The sequence below is a fragment of the Bailinhaonella thermotolerans genome (assembly GCF_003594875.1).
Classification (GTDB): Bacteria; Actinomycetota; Actinomycetes; order Streptosporangiales; family Streptosporangiaceae; genus Bailinhaonella; species Bailinhaonella thermotolerans.
The window spans coordinates 203,436-217,018 of record NZ_QZEY01000008.1 but is presented as its reverse complement, the minus strand read 5'-3'; the positions used below and the strand labels follow the sequence as shown (position 1 = coordinate 217,018).

General features: G+C 72.5%; 14 protein-coding genes. 5 read left to right on the top strand and 9 right to left on the bottom strand.

The genetic code is table 11. The annotated features are described in order from the left end of the window. Window positions 1-7: 7 nt before the first annotated feature. On the top strand, window positions 8-817 hold the full coding sequence (locus D5H75_RS21800) for a polysaccharide deacetylase family protein (RefSeq protein WP_119928349.1): 810 nt from the start codon (window positions 8-10) through the stop codon (window positions 815-817). 131 nt (window positions 818-948) lie between these two features. Here the strand turns inward: D5H75_RS21800 and D5H75_RS21795 are convergent, their stop codons facing one another. Together D5H75_RS21795 and D5H75_RS21790 are read right to left on the bottom strand one after the other, a co-directional pair. Continuing rightward, on the bottom strand, window positions 949-2,232 hold the full coding sequence (locus D5H75_RS21795) for a carotenoid oxygenase family protein (RefSeq protein WP_119928348.1): 1,284 nt from the start codon (window positions 2,230-2,232) through the stop codon (window positions 949-951). 96 nt (window positions 2,233-2,328) lie between these two features. Then, complete coding sequence (locus tag D5H75_RS21790; protein WP_119928347.1) at window positions 2,329-2,904, bottom strand: hypothetical protein; 576 nt, start codon at window positions 2,902-2,904, stop codon at window positions 2,329-2,331. A 106-nt stretch (window positions 2,905-3,010) separates the two neighbouring features. On the opposite strand from D5H75_RS21790, the gene D5H75_RS21785 reads away from it, so the two are divergent. Both D5H75_RS21785 and D5H75_RS21780 read left to right on the top strand, forming a co-directional pair. Continuing rightward, window positions 3,011-3,547, top strand: a complete 537-nt coding sequence (locus tag D5H75_RS21785; protein ID WP_119928346.1) for a PadR family transcriptional regulator — start codon at window positions 3,011-3,013, stop codon at window positions 3,545-3,547. Between the two features lie 35 nt (window positions 3,548-3,582). Then, window positions 3,583-4,581 (top strand): ankyrin repeat domain-containing protein, encoded by a 999-nt coding sequence (locus D5H75_RS21780; RefSeq protein ID WP_242454413.1) that lies wholly within the window; start codon window positions 3,583-3,585, stop codon window positions 4,579-4,581. A gap of 13 nt (window positions 4,582-4,594) precedes the next feature. Here D5H75_RS21780 and D5H75_RS21775 read toward each other — a convergent pair whose 3' ends face one another. From D5H75_RS21775 to D5H75_RS21745, 7 genes are all read right to left on the bottom strand, one after another. Further along, window positions 4,595-5,368 (bottom strand): enoyl-CoA hydratase/isomerase family protein, encoded by a 774-nt coding sequence (locus tag D5H75_RS21775; RefSeq protein ID WP_479688597.1) that lies wholly within the window; start codon window positions 5,366-5,368, stop codon window positions 4,595-4,597. 76 nt (window positions 5,369-5,444) lie between these two features. Beyond that, on the bottom strand, window positions 5,445-6,437 hold the full coding sequence (gene dapD / locus D5H75_RS21770; protein ID WP_119928343.1) for a 2,3,4,5-tetrahydropyridine-2,6-dicarboxylate N-succinyltransferase: 993 nt from the start codon (window positions 6,435-6,437) through the stop codon (window positions 5,445-5,447). A 76-nt stretch (window positions 6,438-6,513) separates the two neighbouring features. Further along, window positions 6,514-7,938 carry a hypothetical protein gene (locus D5H75_RS44210; RefSeq protein WP_147425241.1) on the bottom strand — a complete coding sequence of 475 codons (1,425 nt, stop codon included), beginning with the start codon at window positions 7,936-7,938 and terminating at the stop codon, window positions 6,514-6,516. Continuing rightward, window positions 7,931-8,173, bottom strand: a complete 243-nt coding sequence (locus D5H75_RS21760) for a hypothetical protein (protein ID WP_119928341.1) — start codon at window positions 8,171-8,173, stop codon at window positions 7,931-7,933. The genes D5H75_RS44210 and D5H75_RS21760 overlap by 8 nt, the downstream gene beginning before the upstream one ends. A gap of 123 nt (window positions 8,174-8,296) precedes the next feature. Beyond that, window positions 8,297-8,920, bottom strand: coding sequence for a GNAT family N-acetyltransferase (locus tag D5H75_RS21755; protein WP_119928340.1), 624 nt, complete (start codon window positions 8,918-8,920; stop codon window positions 8,297-8,299). Between the two features lie 103 nt (window positions 8,921-9,023). Continuing rightward, window positions 9,024-11,525 carry a DEAD/DEAH box helicase gene (locus D5H75_RS21750; protein ID WP_119928339.1) on the bottom strand — a complete coding sequence of 834 codons (2,502 nt, stop codon included), beginning with the start codon at window positions 11,523-11,525 and terminating at the stop codon, window positions 9,024-9,026. Between the two features lie 170 nt (window positions 11,526-11,695). Continuing rightward, window positions 11,696-12,199, bottom strand: coding sequence for an SRPBCC family protein (locus tag D5H75_RS21745; protein ID WP_119928338.1), 504 nt, complete (start codon window positions 12,197-12,199; stop codon window positions 11,696-11,698). Window positions 12,200-12,322: 123 nt separating this feature from the next. Between D5H75_RS21745 and D5H75_RS21740 the strand changes: the two genes are divergently transcribed. Together D5H75_RS21740 and D5H75_RS21735 are read left to right on the top strand one after the other, a co-directional pair. Next, the gene (locus tag D5H75_RS21740) at window positions 12,323-13,021 is read left to right on the top strand and encodes a TetR/AcrR family transcriptional regulator (protein WP_119928337.1); all 699 of its coding nucleotides are present in this window, start codon (window positions 12,323-12,325) and stop codon (window positions 13,019-13,021) included. Window positions 13,022-13,151: 130 nt separating this feature from the next. Continuing rightward, complete coding sequence (locus D5H75_RS21735) at window positions 13,152-13,553, top strand: VOC family protein (protein ID WP_202638375.1); 402 nt, start codon at window positions 13,152-13,154, stop codon at window positions 13,551-13,553. Window positions 13,554-13,583: the final 30 nt, after the last annotated feature.

Genomic DNA, 13,583 nt, shown 5'->3' with positions numbered 1-13,583 from the left:
GGGTGCCATGAACCAGAGACTCATGTGGGCGGCCGTCGCGGTCTGCCTGCTCCCGGCCCTGGCGGCGGGCGGCTGCGGAGGGGACGGCGGCGCGCGGGAGGGGAAGGTGGCCGCGCGGGCCACCGCCCCGGCGAGGCCGGCGAGCCCGCCCGCCACCGCGAAGCCGAAGCCCAGCCCGAAGCCGCTGCCGACCAGGAGCGTGCCGCGCGTGGACTGCGCCCGCGTGCAGTGCCTCGCGCTCACCTTCGACGACGGCCCGGGCGAGCACACCGGCCGGCTGCTGGACATGCTCCGCAGGTACGACGCCCCGTCCACGTTCTACGTCCTGGGCGGGAGCGCCAAGGGCGAGGAGAGGCTGCTGCGCCGCATGACGGCGGAGGGCCACGAGATCGGCAACCACACCTACGGGCACCCGAACCTCGTCGAGCTGTCCAGCGAGCGCATCAGGAGCGAGATCCGGCGCACCCAGGACGTGGTCAGGAAGGCCGTCGGCAGCGCCCCGCGCACCATGCGCCCGCCGTACGGCTCGACGGACGAGCGCGTCGCCAAGGCGGTCGGCATGCCGCAGATCTTCTGGCGCAGCGACACCCGCGACTGGGCCGACCGGGACGCGAACGTCGTGGCGCGGCGGGTCCTGGACATCGCCGCGCCCGGCGCCGTGATCCTGCTCCACGACACGCTCGGGTCCAGCGTGGACGCGATGAAGAAGGTGCTGCCCGAGCTGAAGCGGCGCGGCTACCGCCTGGTGACGGTCTCCCAGCTCCGTGGGACGAAGCCCTTCAAACCGGGTGGGGTGTACTACCGCGAGTGGGGCTGAGGGCCCCGGCATCTGAGGGCTCCGGCATCTGAGGGCCGGCATCTGAGGGCCCGGCACGCGCGCGGCGGGCGGGACCCCGGCGGAATTCCGTCCGGGGCCCCGCCCGCCTTGCGCCGTCCGCGCCGCGGGCTCTAGGCGTGGTCGGGGATCCAGGAGCCGTGGAACCCGGCGGGCACGCGGCGCGGCAGCCGTACCGACGCCACGCGCGCGAGGTCGGCGGCGTCCAGCACGACCAGCTCCTCGCCGTTGATCGTGAGCAGCCAGCCGTCGTCCTCGGCCCGCGCGCCCTCGGCGGCGACGAACTCCGCCTCGCCCGCGCGGCCGCCCACCTCGCGCTCGATCGCGCCGCCGGTCTCCAGGTCGTACTTGACGACGGAGCCGCCGCTCACGGTGTACAGGTAGCGGGCGGACCGGCCGAGCCCGGTCTCGTTGAAGCTCGGGAACTCCACCGCCCGGTCGTCGATCCGCTCCTCCGCGACGCGCCCGGTGCGCGGGTCCAGCGTCCACCGGTGCAGGACGCCGCCCAGCGCCGCCTCCACGGGCCGTCGCGCGTCCTGGCCGCCCGCCCTCTCCCAGAACGCCCGGAACGACGCCGGGGCGTACCTGACGCCCTCCAGCACGACCCGCCCCTCGGCGTCCTCCCGCGCGTTGCCCACGTGGAACACGTAGCAGGGGTCCACGTCGAACCAGGTCACGTCCCCGGCCCGGGTCATCACGCCGAGCCGCGCGCCGTACCCGTCGTCCCAGCGGTACGGCATGCCCGAGCCCACCGCGGCCAGGTCGAAGACCACGGGCAGGTCCAGCCAGACCACGTGGTTCGCCGTGACCGCGAAGTCGTGCATCATCGTCGGCCCGGGCACGCGGACCTCCCGGCTCTCCACCAGCTCGCCCTTCTCGTCGAGCCGGTGGTAGGTGAGGTACGGCGGCGCGAAGCCGTACCCGAAGAAGTGCAGCTCCCCGTCGAGCTCCTTGGGGTGCGCGGTCATCGCCGTGCCCAGCCGGCCGCCGAAGTCGCACGGCCCGACCGTGTCCAGTTCCCCGGTCATCTCGTACGGCAGGCCCGCCTCGACGAGCGCGAGGATCCGGCCGGCGTGCTGGATGACGTGGGTGTTCGCCTGGACGGAGGTCAGGTCGAGGCCCTTGTCGGTGACGTACGGGGCGTTCTCGGTGAACCGGCGCGTGCGGACCCAGCGGTTGCGGTACCACTCGGCGCGGCCGCCGCGCAGCCGTACGCCGTGGATCATGCCGTGGCCGGTGAACCAGTGGCCGGGGTCCTCGCCGGGACGGGGGTTGGGGCCGTTGCGCAGGTAGCGGCCCTCCAGCTCGGGCGGCAACTGCCCCGTCACGGGCAGGTCCACGGCGGTGATCTCGTCGGGGACGGGGGCCAGGTGGCCGGTGAGGTAGGCGCCGGTCATCGTCGCTCCTTGCGGTCGGGGTGTCGCGGTCGATGGAGAGTTCGGCGGCGTTCGGGGTGCGGGGTGGGCGTGGTGGGCGGGTGGGCGGCGCCGGGGTCAGCCCCCGGCGCGGGCGGCGGCCCGGGCGCGCCTGCGGGCGATGCCGGGGTACCTGGCGGTGAAGAGCGCGGGCACGGCGAACGAGGCGGCCTTCACGGTGATGAGGAGCGCGGTCGCGTGCGGGTTCACGACGAGGACGTCGGCCAGCACCGCGGCCGCGATCGTGAACGAGACGGCCCAGACGGCGGTGATGACCACGTTCACGCGGTAGAAGACGGGGGACGCCCACACCTCGGGCGGCGCCATGCCTCGCGCGATCCCGAGCGTGAACGGCCTGCGGATGATCAGGGAGCCCCAGGCGGTGAGCGCGAGCCACACGTTGACCAGCGCCGGGCCGTACATCGTGAGCGGCGAGCCGGGCTGGACGAACGAGTAGACGGTCAGCGGCGCGAAGAACGCGACGGCGCTGAGGCCGATCACCATCTGGTCCCAGCCCTTGCCGCCCCGCCGGTCGAACGCGACGAGCGCGACCGCGGCGACCAGCCCGACGACGGCCCCCAGCCGCCACTCGTCGCTCGTGGCGACGAACCCGTAGGCGATCCAGGGGATGAAGTGGATCAGACCGCGGAGCATAGGGGCTTCCCTTCGACATTCCAGTGGAGACATGTCGAGCATGAACCTTCCATGACAGACATGTCAAGACGAAAATATTCCTCTCTAGATATGTCACAATAGGAACATGAGTCTCCGACACGCCGTCCTGGGTCTGCTCTCCGAGGCGCCTGCCAGCGGATACGACCTGTTGAAGATCTTCGAGATGTCGCTGGCGAACGTCTGGCCCGCCACCCAGAGCCAGTTGTACGGCGAGCTGGGCAAACTCACCGACGCCGGCCTCATCGAGGTGGCGGCCGAGGGCCCGCGCGGCCGCAAGGAGTACCGCGTGACCGAGGCGGGCCTGGCGGAGCTGCGCCACTGGATCGCCGAGGTCCCCCCGAACACCGTCCCGCGCAGCGACGTCCTGCTCCGCGTCTTCTTCCTGGGCGCGCTCCCCGCCGACCAGGCCGTCGCCTACCTGCGGAGCCTCGCCCGGGACGCCGAGAACGACCTCGCCCACCTCCGGTCCCTGGTGCCCCACGTGGAGTGCCAGGACGACAACCTGTCGGTGTACGGCCGGCTCGCCCTCGAATGGGGCCTCCGCGCCAGCGAGTTGCGCCGCGAATGGGCCGAATGGGCGGAGGAGCAGATCAGGTCGCTGAATGTCACACCCCGGGACTAGCGTCCGGCGCACTCGCCATCGATCAAGGAGTGCGCGTGACCGCCGACGGATGGGCCGGCTTCGGCCGGTACGACTGGCATGACCTGGGCAAGGTCCGGGCCCGGCTGGAGGCGGGCGCGGACCCGAACACGGGGATGGGGCCGGGCGGTCCCTTGCACGACGCGGTCCGGGTCGGCGCCCTCGGAGCGGTGGCGGAGCTGGCGCGGCGGGTGGACGACGTGGACGCCGAGCACCACGGGCGCACACCCCTGTGGACGGCGGTGTTCGACAAGCGGCCGGAGATCGCCCGCGCGTTGGCCGAGGCCGGGGCCGACCCGTGGCGGCCGATGATGAACGGCTGGTCGCCGGGGCGGCTCAGCCTGGCCGGGCCGACGCCGGACCTGTTCCCCCTGCCGCCGGACGCGCCCGGCCTGTCCGAGGAGGAGACCGCGGCGGCGGAATACGCGCGGAGCCTGGTCGCGGCCCTGGGCGACCCCGGCATCGACATCATGGGACTGTCCCTGGCCTGCGCCCCGGGGATCACCGTGGACGAGGCTGCCCGCCGCCTGCACGCCGTGCCCGCCGACAAGGACGAGGTCGAGGAGATCCTCGAAGATCCGTACAGCGGCGACATCGAGGACGGCCCGATCCTGGTCGTCGGCGCCACCGGGGTCCCCGGCGGATGCGTCCTCAGCCAGCCCTGGGGCTACGCCGCCTCCGCCTCCGGCGCCGTCCGGCGGCTGTCGGCCGGCACCCTCTGCGCCGCGATGTACGCCAACCCGTCCAGCGGGCCGCAGGGCTGCCTCAGCCGGGACGGCGAGCGTGTGTACCACGACGGCTTCCCCGGTGGCGGTGGCGCGGACCCCGACATGGCGGCGGCCGAGATCCTCACGGAGTACCTGTACCACTTCGAGCCGGTGGCGTTCACCGTCTTCGAGGCCGGGATGCGGCTTCCCGACGCGCGGGCCGTCTTCGGGCCGCCCGACGTCTGGCTGCGGCTGCCGTCCCTCGACTTCATCTGGGACGACCTGGAGCCGGGCGACCCGCTCGGCTGAGACGACCGGCCGCCTAGCGGCCCGGGGTCCAGGTGAAGTTCGGGGGGCGGCGTTCCAGGAAGGCGGCCACGCCCTCGTGGAGGTCCTCCGCGTGGCGGGCCCGCTTCTGCCAGGCGCGGAAGGGCTCCCCGACGGGCTCGTCGGCGGCGATCAGGTTGATCAGCTCCTTGGCGGCGGCGATGGAGAGCTGGGAGCGGGAGGCGAGCGTGCGGGCGAAGCCGTACACGGCCTCGGCGAGCGTCTCCGCCGGGTGCAGCTCGTCGATGAGGCCGGTGCGGAGGGCGTGGGCGGCGTCGATGAGGTCGCCGGAGAAGAGGAGGCGCTTGGCGGTCGCCGGGCCGACCAGGCCGACCAGGCGGCGCGTCGTGCTCGCGGGGTAGACCAGGCCGAGCTTGGCCGGGGGGATGCCGAAGCGGGCGGTCCCGGCGGCGAACCGCAGGTCGCAGGCCCCCGCGAGCTGGCAGCCGCCCCCGACGCAGAAGCCCTCGATCATGGCGATGGTCGGCTTGGGGAACGCCGCCAGGGCCTCCTCGGCGACGACCGTGACCCCGGTGTCGTCCTCGTCCTCGGCGAGCCCCGCGAGGTCCGAGATGTCCGCGCCCGCGCAGAACGTGCCGCCCGCCCCGGTCAGGACCAGGACCCGCACCCCGGGGTCGGCGGCGAGCCCGGCGAGGATGCCGGGGATGGCCCGCCACATCTCCGCGTTGATCGCGTTGCGCTTCTCGGGCCGGTTCAGGGTCAGCGTGGCGATCCGGTCGTCCCGGGTCAGCTCGAATCCGTGGTGCACGCCGACCATGCTCTCGCGCGCCGCCCCACGCGCCGCCACCAGGGGGTACGGCCGGGCGGCCGTACCCCGGGGCGGGTCAGTCGTTGGCGTGGAGGGCGGCGTTGAGGGCGATGCCGTGGCCCTGGCGGGCGACGGCCTCGACGGCGCCGGAGACCGAGTTGCGGCGGAAGAGGAGGCCGCTCGCCCCGGACAGCTCCAGGGCCTTGACCACCGGCCGGTCCGAGCGCTTGGCCAGCTCGCCGACCAGCGTGACCTTGGTCCCGGCGGTGACGTAGCAGCCGGCCTCGACCACGCAGTCGTCGCCGAGGGAGATGCCGATGCCCGCGTTCGCGCCGAGCAGGCAGCGCTCGCCGAGGCTGATGACCTGGGTGCCGCCGCCGGACAGCGTGCCCATGATGGACGCGCCGCCGCCGATGTCGGTGCCGTCGCCGACCACGACGCCCTGCGAGATCCGGCCCTCGACCATGGACGAGCCCAGCGTGCCCGCGTTGAAGTTCACGAAGCCCTCGTGCATGACCGTGGTCCCGGGCGCGAGGTGGGCGCCGAGCCGTACCCGGTCGGCGTCGGCGATGCGCACGCCCGACGGCGTCACGTAGTCGGTCATGCGCGGGAACTTGTCCACGCCGTAGACGGCGAGGGTGCGCCCGGCGGCGCGCTCGATCAGGCGCAGCTCGTCCACGCGGGCGGGCGGGCACGGCCCGGCCGAGGTCCACGCGACGTTCGCGAGCAGCCCGAAGACGCCCTCCAGGTTCGCGCCGTTCGGCTTCACCAGGCGGTGGGAGAGCAGGTGGAGGCGCAGGTAAACGTCGTAGGTGTCGCCCGGCTTGTCGGCCAGGTCGGTCGTGACGTACACCCCGACGACCTCCGCGCCGGGCAGCGCGCGCGGCCCGAGGACGCCCTCGGGGACGCCCAGCAGCTCCGTGGCGGCGGCGGCCGGCAGCGGGGTGGACGGCTGCGGCAGGTCGTCCCGCGGCGGCTCCCCGAGCCCCAGCTTCGGGAACCAGACGTCGAGTACCTGATCGTCGGCGACGGTGGCGAGGCCGAAGCCCCAAGCGGTGGAAGCGTTCACGCCGAGTCAGCCTAGTGCGAACCCGCACGTGCGACGCGTCCCCGCCCCGCTCATGTCGTACGGCGGGCCGCCCGGCTCACCGCGAGCCGGCGGACAGCCGCGCGGCGGGGGAGTGGAACGCCTGGCGCACGAATCCCTCCAGGTGGGTGGGGGTGCCGCCGGTCCAGGGCTCGGTGAGGTCGGGCAGCCGGCGGTCGGCGATGTCCACCAGCGCCAGCCGGATCTCGCAGGGGAGAGGGCGCCCGTCGGCGGCCTCGTCGAACTCGGCGGCGGCCTGCACGACGTGCACGGCCGCGTGGGCCGACTCCAGCGCCCCGGCCGGGTCGTCGCCGTCGGCCCGCGTCGCCGCGCGCAGGAACGCCGCCGGGTGGGCCGACAGGTCGATGCGCCCGCCCGGGGTGTGCCACGTGTCGTCCACGAGCGCCCGGGCGTAGTCCAGCCCGCGCTTCTCGTCCCCGAGCACGTGCCGCGCGGCCCCGCCGTTCTCGGTCGCCCGGTCCAGCACGGCGGCCGCCGGGTCGAACTCGGCCAGCCGCGCGTGCCGCAGCGCCTCCTCCCGCTCGCCCTGCCCGAGCCCGGGGCTCCCGGTCACCGCCGCGGAGTAGGGCGGGAGGAGGACGGGCGGGTTGATGAGGCCGTCGCGGCGGGCGTCGAGCATGGTGCGGACCATCTCGGCGAGGAAGAGGTCGTCCCAGTCGGCGCCGTGCGGGCCGTACTTGAAGAGCATGCCGACCGACCACAGGTCGCCTCCGGCGGTGCGGAGGAGGGCGTCCCTGGCCTGGCGGGACAGCGCCTTCTTGGCGTCGCGCCCGGCCCGGGCCGCCGCCGCGAGGGAGACCCCGAGGGCCGACAGCGCCGCCGGGTCCGCGCTCGCCGCCGCGGCCCGCAGCGCCTCGGGCCCGGCCTGTTCCCAGAACCGCGCGTGCTCCCCGGGCGTGAGATCCCGCAGCCGTTCCGCCAGCTCCTCCGCCGCGACCTCCTCCCGCGCCTGCCCGCCCGCGGTCTCCGCTACGGGGCCGCCAGAGGTCTCCGGTACGGCTGTCGCGGGGCCGTGCGCGGCCTCGGGTACGGCTGTCGCGGAGTCCTCCCCGGGCTCCCGCGCGGCCGCAGCGAGTTCGGCAGGCCGAACCGGGTCGGTGGATTCGGCCGGGTCGGCGGGCCCGGCCGGCTCGGTGGGCTCGGCAGGGTCGGTGGGCTCGGCGTCGGCGGTCCAGTCCAGGTGGACGGACGGGGCCGCGGCGTGGCCGGGCCGTACGCCCTCGGGGGCGGGGGCCTGGAGGGCGAGGTCGCGGGCGCGGCGGCAGCGGGCGGCCATGTCGCGAGCGTCGGCCTGGGCCTCCTCCACGAAACGGCGGAGCTGGACGAGGTTCAGCTCGCTGCCCCATTTGCTCATTTTGGTCAGGATAATCGGGGATTTCGTGGCGAGAGTCTCGTGGAGGCGTTCCAGCCGCCGCGCCAGCCGTTCGAGGTTTTCCGGATCGACGCCGGCGAAATCAGCCATGGTCCCGCATTCTTCTCAGCAGGTCGGGCTGTTCCTCCAGGACCGCCCGCAGCAGGGCGCGCAGCCGGGCCCGCCGCGCCGTCCAGTCGCGGGCCCAGGCGTCGGCCGCCCCACCCCGCCAGGTCTGCGTCCCGAGCAGGGCCGAGGTCGAGCCCAGCTCGGCCGCGATCGCCTCGACCGCGTCCGCCACCGCGGCCATGTCCGCCCGGAATTCGGCGATTTCCGACGACGCCATGTGTCCTCTCTCCGCTCCGAGAACACCGGTTCAACCGTCGTACCGTATGACACTTGTGGTGTCCATGGGAATCCCGGTATGCGGCAAGAAAAATGTTCTTGATGTGCCGTGTTCGGGTGAGGCTTACGCGGGCGCCTCGTCGAGCACGCGCGCCCCGCGCTCCAGCCGGGCCACGAGGGCCTCGCGCGCGGCCGGCCACTCCTCGTCCAGGATCGAGAAGCACACCGTGTCCCGCCAGGTCCCGTCCGGGCGGAGACGGTGGCGGCGCAGCGTGCCCTCGTACACCCCGCCGATCCGCGCGATCGCCTTCTGGGAGCGCTCGTTCCGGTGGTCGGTCTTCAGCAGTACGCGGTTGTAGTCGCCCGTTCCGAAGGCGTGGGTCAGCAGCAGCAGCTTGGCCTCGGTGTTCACCGCCGTCCGCCACACCGCCCTGCCGTACCACGTCCACCCGATCTCCAGGCTCAGGTCGAACCCGGGCACGTCGCAGAACGTCGTCCAGCCCACCGCCCGCCCCGTCTCCCGGGAGATCACCGCGAACGCCGTGTACTCCTCCGGTGAGCCCAGCAGGTGCCGCGCGATCGCCAGCAGTTCGCCCTCGGTGCGCGGCGTCGCCGCCGGCAGCCACCGCCACACCTCGTCGTCCCCGCCCCCGGCGGCGAACAGGTCGGGGACGTGCCCCTCGGTCAGCGGTTCCAGGCGGACATGGGCACCTTCGAGCACCACGGGCTCGGGCAGCTTCACAGTCATGCGGAGGAACGTACCAACGGGAAGTGGACCACCCGCAGATCCACTTCCCGCCGCTTCGGGGGAACCACTTCCCCATCGCCCCAGGTAGCGGGCGCGAGCGGAGTCAGCCCATGCGGTTGACGTCCACCACGTGGATCACCGCGCGGCCGGCCTCGTCGGAGGCGGCCAGGTCCACCTCTGCGCTGATGCCCCAGTCGTGGTCGCCCGCCGGGTCGTCGAAGATCTGGCGCACCCGCCACATCTCCGGCTCCTGCTCGATGAGCAGCATCTTCGGGCCGCGCGCGTCCGGGCCGGTGCCCAGGTCGTCGTGCTCCTCGAAGTACTCGTCCATCGCGTCGGCCCAGCGGTCGGCGTCCCAGCCGTCGTCGCCGTCCAGCTCGCCCAGCTCGTCGTACCGCTCCAGCGCGGCCAGCTCGACCCGGCGGAACATCGCGTTGCGCACGAGCACCCGGAACGCCCGGGTGTTCGCGGTGACCGGCGTGGCCCGCTCCTCGATCTCGGCCCGCGCCTCCGGGTCGGGGTTCTGCAACTGCTCCCACTCGTCGAGGAGGCTGGAGTCCACCTGCCGCACCAGCTCGCCCAGCCAGGCGACCAGGTCGTTCAGCTCCTCGGTCTTGATGTCGTCGGGCACGGTCTGCTGCACCGCCTTGTACGCCCCGGCGAGGTAGCGCAGCAGCAGCCCCTCCGTGCGCGCCAGCTCGTACTGGCCGATGTACTCGGTGAACGTCATCGCCCGCTCGAACAGGTCCCGCGCGATCGACTTGGGCCGCAGCGGGTGGTCGGCCACCCACGGGTGCCCGCGCCGGTAGATGTCGTAGGCGCCTTCGAGCAGCTCCTCCAGCGGCTTGGGATAGGTGATCTCCTGGAGCCGCTCCATCCGCTCCTCGTACTCGATCCCGTCGGCCTTCATCTGCGCGACGGCCTCGGCCTTGGCCTTGTTCTCCTGCGCCGCCAGGATCTGGCGCGGGTCGTCGAGCGTCGCCTCGATCACCGACAGGACGTCCAGCGCGTACGTCGGGGACGCCGGGTCCAGCAGCTCGAACGCGGCCAGCGCGAACGTGGACAGCGGCTGGTTCAGCGCGAAGTCCGACTGCAGCTCGACCGTCAGGTTGACGTACCGGCCCTCCTCGTCGGGGGCGTCGAACTGCTCGACCACGCCGCCGTCCAGCAGCGAGCGGTAGATCGCGATGGCCTTGCTGATGTGCCGCCGCTGCGCCGCGCGGTCCTCGTGGTTGTCGGTGAGCAGCTTCTTCATGGCCTGGAACGCGTTGCCCGGCCGGTTGATGACGTTGAGCAGCATCGCGTGGCTGACCTGGAAGCGCGACTTCAGCGGCTCCGGTTCGGCGTCGATCAGCTTCTTGAACGTCTCCTCGTCCCAGGAGACGAAGCCCTCCGGGGCCTTCTTGCGCACCACCTTGCGCCGCTTCTTCGGGTCGTCGCCCGCCTTGGCCAGCGCCTTCTCGTTCTCCACGACGTGCTCGGGCGCCTGCGCGACGACGTAGCCGACGGTGTCGAAGCCGGCCCGGCCCGCGCGCCCGGCGATCTGGTGGAACTCCCGCGCCCGCAGCCGCCGCACCCGCGACCCGTCGTACTTGGACAGCGCGGTGAACAGCACCGTGCGGATGGGCACGTTCACGCCGACGCCGAGGGTGTCGGTGCCGCAGATGACCTTGAGCAGGCCGGCCTGCGCGAGCCGTTCGACCAGGCGGCGGTACTTCGGCAGCATGCCCGCGTGGTGCACGCCGATGCCGTGCCGTACCAGGCGGGACAGGGTGCGGCCGAACTTGGTGGTGAAGCGGAAGTTGCCGATCAGCTCGGCGATCGCGTCCTTCTCGGCGCGCGTGGACATGTTGACGCTCATGAGCGCCTGCGCCCGCTCGATCGCCGCCGCCTGCGTGAAGTGCACGACGTAGACCGGGGCCTGCATGTTGCCGAGGAGTTCCTCGATGGTCTCGTGCAGCGGCGTGACGCGGTAGGAGTAGACGAGGGGGACCGGGCGCTCGGCGTTCTTGACCACGGCGGTCGGGCGGCCGGTGCGGCGGGTCAGGTCCTCCTCGAACCTGGTCACGTCGCCCAGCGTCGCCGACATCAGGATGAACTGCACCTGCGGCAGCTCCAGCAGCGGCACCTGCCAGGCCCAGCCGCGCTCGGGCTCGGCGTAGAAGTGGAACTCGTCCATCACGACCTGGCCGATGTCGGCCCGGTCGCCGTCGCGCAGCGCGATGTTGGCCAGCACCTCGGCGGTGCAGCAGACGATCGGGGCCAGCGGGTTCACGCTCGCGTCGCCGGTCATCATGCCGACGTTCTCGCTGCCGAACACCTCGCACAGGTCGAAGAACTTCTCCGACACCAGCGCCTTGATCGGCGCGGTGTAGAACGTGCGCTCCTTCCTGGCCAGCGCGGCGAAGTGGGCCCCGGCCGCGATCAGGCTCTTGCCCGACCCGGTGGGCGTGTTCACGATCACGTTCGCCCCGGAGACCACCTCGATCAGAGCCTCCTCCTGGGCCGGGTACAGCGTGATGCCCCGGCCCTCCGTCCAGCCCGCGAAGGCCTCGAACAACTCGTCGGGGTCGGGGTTCGCGGGAATCCGGTCGATAAGGCTCATCCGTCAATAGTGCCCGCTGCCGCCGCCTGCGCATGACGTCAGGTCGCACGGAGGCCACGGGCCGTACGGCGCAAGCGCGCGGACCCACCCCGGCGCCAGCCGTACGACACCCGGATCCGGGCCGGGGTGACGCGTACGTTGACCACCGCGCCTGCCCGGTGCGGTCCTGGTCATGACCGTTCCGCGGCGGTCTTGATCGAGTCGAGCCAGCGGGTCAGCTCGGCGTGCAGCTTGGCGCTGTCGTAGAAGAGCCCGAGCAGGGTGCCGGCCATGGACTCCTCGGTGCGCAGGAGCGTGGTGCCGTCCTCGCGGGCGGTGATGAGGTGCCGGTGCACGGCGCGTGAGCCCATGGCGCTGCCGGTCCAGGTGAGCTCGCCGAGCGGCTCGACGACGGCGAACCGTGAGGCGATGGTCGTGCGGCCGTTCACCCAGGTGAACCGCGTGTCCACCCTGACGGCGCCGTCGTCGGCGATGCGCACGCCGCGAATGGCGGGGTTGAACGCCGACCAGCCCGAGGGGTCGGCGAGCAGGGCCCATACCCGCTCGGCCGGTGCGTCGATCACCACCTCGTGCGCGGACCGGATGGGCGCGGCCTCGTCGATCCGGTGCCGCTTCGCGTAGGCGTCGTGCAGTTCGTCGAGCGACGGTCCGCGGTAGCGCATCTCCTGGAACATCTGGATCCCCCTAAAGCGTGACTGGTGTTCTCGCTTGAGAACAGTAGTCACATTCATGGAAGATCGTCAAGAACGGTGTTCTCGTTGTGAGTCGGGTGTTCTCGACTGTGGCATGCTGGGGGTGTGGCAGCGATTCGCAACGCCCGGGAGCGGGCCCGGTCGGCTCTGGTCGAGGAGATCAAGGCGGAGGCGTTCCGCCAGTTGTCGGCGCACGGCTCCGCCGGGCTGACGATTCGGGCGATCGCCCGTGAACTGGGCATGGTGCCCTCGGCGCTGTACCGCTACTTCCCCAGCCGCGAACAGCTCCTCACCGCCATGATCATCGACTCCTACACCGCCCTCGCCGACCATCTGGACGCCGCGGCGGCCACCCAGGAGACGCACCGGAACCGCTGGCTGGCGGTGTGCCGTGGCGTGCGGGAATGGGCGTTCGACCGTCCCCACCAGTACGCCCTGCTGTACGGCACGACCGTGCCCGGCTACCAGGCGCCCCAGGACACCATCGCCCCGGCCGCCCGAATTCCAGCGCTCCTGCTGGGAATCGCGTGCGACGCGTGGCGCGCGGGACAACTCACCCAACCCGCCGAGGAGCCCTGGTCGGATGAGGTCGCCGCGAACGCCGCCACCCTCGCCAGGGCAACCGGTCTCCTTGACGTGCCGCCATCGCTGCTGATGCGCGCCGTGAGCGCCTACACCCAACTGTTCGGCGCGGTCAGCATGGAACTCTTCGGCCACCTCGACGGGGCCTTCGACGACGACGCGGTCTTCTTCGACCACAGCATCACCCTGCTCGCCGACCTCGTGGGATTCCGCACCTCCTGACCGGCTCGGAACGACGTGACGAAGTCGGCGGGAACGCGCCGCGTGCCCGGTGACGACCGGGTGATCCGTTGGGCCGGGCGGATCCGGGTGGCGCGCGCATGACGGGCGGCGGGCGGGGAAGCCGTACGGCATGCACAGGTCGAGGGTCGGCAGCGTGGTCATCGACTGCGATGACCTCACGGTGGGCAAGACGTTCTGGGCGGGCGTGCTCGGCGTGCCCACCCCGGACGACGACGGGCAGTGGGCGATGATCCCCGGCGTCATCGGGGACGGCGTGCGGCTGCTGCTGCAGAAGGTTCCCGAGCCGCACACGTGCAAGGCGCGCGTGCACCTGGACATCGAGACCGACGACGTGGAGGCGGAGACGCGCCGGCTGGAGAAGCTGGGCGCGACCCGGGTCGGCCCCTTCGAGGACCAGGGCTGGGTGCTCGCCGACCCGCTCGGGAACGAGTTCTGCGTCCTCCGCGCGGGTGGCACGGCGAATTGGCCGGAAAGAGCCGTTACCTGGGAAGAACTCCCATCCGACGAGTAGAGTCGGATTTACTGACCCGTTTCCCGTACC

Excerpts from the sequence above, each read along its gene's own strand:
- D5H75_RS21750 (WP_119928339.1), bottom strand. The coding sequence starts at position 11,525 with ATGAGCCTTATCGACCGGATTCCCGCGAACCCCGACCCCGACGAGTTG.
- D5H75_RS21790 (WP_119928347.1), bottom strand. The coding sequence starts at position 2,904 with ATGCTCCGCGGTCTGATCCACTTCATCCCCTGGATCGCCTACGGGTTC.
- D5H75_RS21745 (WP_119928338.1), bottom strand. The coding sequence starts at position 12,199 with ATGTTCCAGGAGATGCGCTACCGCGGACCGTCGCTCGACGAACTGCAC.
- D5H75_RS21795 (WP_119928348.1), bottom strand. The coding sequence starts at position 2,232 with ATGACCGGCGCCTACCTCACCGGCCACCTGGCCCCCGTCCCCGACGAG.
- D5H75_RS21735 (WP_202638375.1), top strand. The coding sequence starts at position 13,152 with ATGCACAGGTCGAGGGTCGGCAGCGTGGTCATCGACTGCGATGACCTC.
- D5H75_RS21800 (WP_119928349.1), top strand. The coding sequence starts at position 8 with ATGAACCAGAGACTCATGTGGGCGGCCGTCGCGGTCTGCCTGCTCCCG.
- D5H75_RS21760 (WP_119928341.1), bottom strand. The coding sequence starts at position 8,173 with ATGGCGTCGTCGGAAATCGCCGAATTCCGGGCGGACATGGCCGCGGTG.
- D5H75_RS21785 (WP_119928346.1), top strand. The coding sequence starts at position 3,011 with ATGAGTCTCCGACACGCCGTCCTGGGTCTGCTCTCCGAGGCGCCTGCC.
- D5H75_RS44210 (WP_147425241.1), bottom strand. The coding sequence starts at position 7,938 with ATGGCTGATTTCGCCGGCGTCGATCCGGAAAACCTCGAACGGCTGGCG.
- D5H75_RS21755 (WP_119928340.1), bottom strand. The coding sequence starts at position 8,920 with ATGACTGTGAAGCTGCCCGAGCCCGTGGTGCTCGAAGGTGCCCATGTC.